The sequence below is a fragment of the Flavobacterium sp. genome (assembly GCF_049240005.1).
In the GTDB taxonomy this organism is placed as follows: domain Bacteria; phylum Bacteroidota; class Bacteroidia; order Flavobacteriales; family Flavobacteriaceae; genus Flavobacterium.
In genome coordinates, this window is sequence record NZ_JBMLTK010000045.1 from 1 (window position 1) to 2251 (window position 2251).

Annotated in this window: 4 protein-coding genes; all 4 read left to right on the forward strand. The window is 43.3% G+C overall.

What is annotated here, in order from left to right:
- The coding region (locus tag ACOVQQ_RS04540; protein WP_421817143.1) for a helicase HerA-like domain-containing protein at nt 1-1071 on the forward strand (1071 nt) is incomplete at its 5' end.
- Between the two features lie 4 nt (nt 1072-1075).
- Entirely contained in the window at nt 1076-1444 is a 369-nt protein-coding gene (locus tag ACOVQQ_RS04545; protein ID WP_094486023.1) for a DMT family protein, read from the forward strand.
- Nucleotides 1441-1803 carry a cupin domain-containing protein gene (locus ACOVQQ_RS04550; RefSeq protein WP_421817144.1) on the forward strand — a complete coding sequence of 121 codons (363 nt, stop codon included), beginning with the start codon at nt 1441-1443 and terminating at the stop codon, nt 1801-1803. The genes ACOVQQ_RS04545 and ACOVQQ_RS04550 overlap by 4 nt, the downstream gene beginning before the upstream one ends.
- Nucleotides 1804-1841: 38 nt before the next feature.
- Nucleotides 1842-2251, forward strand: a 410-nt coding sequence (locus ACOVQQ_RS04555; protein WP_421817145.1) for an NAD(P)/FAD-dependent oxidoreductase, incomplete at its 3' end; no start/stop codon positions are given.

A 2251-nucleotide genomic window follows, 5' to 3' on the forward strand; every position in this document is an offset into this window, starting at 1 on the left:
CGGATTTTAGATCTAAACGACACCCAAGCCGGCGTTGTTTCGGTAATTTTCAAATACTGCGACGACCAAAAATGGGGACTCATCGATTTGCAAGATTTCAAAAAAGTACTGCAATTCATCACCGAAGAAGGCAAAGAAGAAATTGAGGCTTCTTACGGAAAAATCGCTGCTTCAACAACGGGAACTATTCTTCGAAAAATTATCGAACTCGAACAGCAAGGCGGGACTTCTTTCTTCGGAGAAGTTTCTTTCGACGTCAACGACCTGATGCGACACGACGAAACCGGACGCGGGATCATCAACATCTTACGACTTCAAGACATACAAGATAAACCCAAGCTCTTCTCCACATTTATGTTGAGTTTGTTGGCCGAGCTTTATCAAAATTTGCCCGAACGCGGCGACCTCGACCAACCCGAATTAGTTTTGTTTATCGACGAAGCGCATCTTATCTTTAATGAAGCTTCCAAAACACTTCTCGACCAAATTGAAACCATTATCAAGCTCATTCGTTCGAAAGGCGTTGGGATTTTCTTCATCACACAAAATCCGACCGATATTCCCGCGGCCGTACTGGCACAATTGGGATTAAAAATTCAGCATGCTTTACGGGCATTTACCGCAAACGATCGGAAAGCCATAAAAGCTACAGCCGAAAACTATCCCGAAACCCATTTTTACGATACGGCTGAAATGCTTACACAACTCGGAATTGGTGAAGCGTTCGTGACCGCTTTGAACGAAAAAGGCATTCCAACACCGCTCGTTGCAACTATGTTACGAGCACCCGAAAGCCGCATGAATGTGCTAACCGACAGTGAATTGGATTCTTTAGCTTCAAAATCAAAACTCATTGCCAAATACCGCGATCGGATTGAGTCGGAAAGTGCGTACGAAATTCTCGAAAAGCGTTTGCAACAAGCACAAGAAATTGTGGAAGAACCGCAAACCACAAGAGCTGAATCAACCGACGAACCGATGAGTCAGACCACAAAATCAGTCATTAAAGTTTTAACGAGCGCCACCTTTATTCGCGGTGCTTTTAGCATACTTTCAAAAATCCTGAAGTAATCTTATGAAAGCAGTTTACACCGTTTTACTTCTACTCGTAGCGAACGTATTCATGACTTTTGCTTGGTACGGGCATCTAAAATTCAAGGAATGGAAATGGCTGGAGTCGCCCGGATTAATTAGCATCGTACTCATTTCATGGGGATTTGCCTTATTCGAGTACTTTTTTCAAGTTCCGGCAAACCGAATCGGATACCAAGAAAACGGCGGTCCGTTTAATTTAATGCAGTTAAAAGTGATACAAGAAGTGATCACGCTGGTTGTATTTGTGGTGTTTTCTACGGTTTTTTTCAAAAACGAAACTTTAAAATGGAATCATCTTGCGGCCTTTGCTTGCATTATCTTAGCCGTATATTTTATCTTTAAAAAATGAGTGAAATTGCCATTCAAAAACAACCTTTCCGCGTTCCGATGACCGACGGAAAGATCATCGACGAGCATTTTGGTTTAGCTACGCTTGCCGTCGGAAATTTATCTCTGGCGCGCATGGTGGCTCCACCGGGCTGGTCGGAACCACACCAAACACCCGAATTCGACGAATACACTTTGGTTATTTCCGGCCGTAAACAAATCGAAACCGAGAACGGCGTAATCGTACTAACGGCTAACGAATTGGTTTTTATTCCGAGAGGCAACCGCATTCGTTATTCCAATCCGTTCGGCGAGCCTTGCGAATACGTCTCGGTATGTACACCGCCTTTTTCCATACAAAACGTTAACAGAGAAGATTAGTTTTTCAGGCTGTTTTATCTTTGTGAAAACTATTCGACATGAAACAAAGAGTCGTTATCCTCGGAGCAGGTTTCGCAGGATTAGAACTAGCGCAAAAGCTCGAAAATACTGATTACGATGTTCTTTTAATCGACAAAAATAACTACCACCAGTTTCAACCGTTGATGTATCAAGTGGCATCTGCGCGACTGGAACCGGCGTCCATATCTTTTCCTCTTCGCAAAGTTTTCCAACATTCAAAAAACGTGCGCATTCGCATTGCGGAAATCCGACATATCGATACCGAAAACAAAACGGTAAAGACGTCTATTTCCGACTTCCCGTACGACATTCTCGTTGTGGCACTCGGTTGCACCACCAACTATTTTGGAAATAAGGAATTAGAATCGCATGCATTTCCCATGAAATCGGTTCCTGAGGCCATACAATTGCGCAACCGCATTTTACA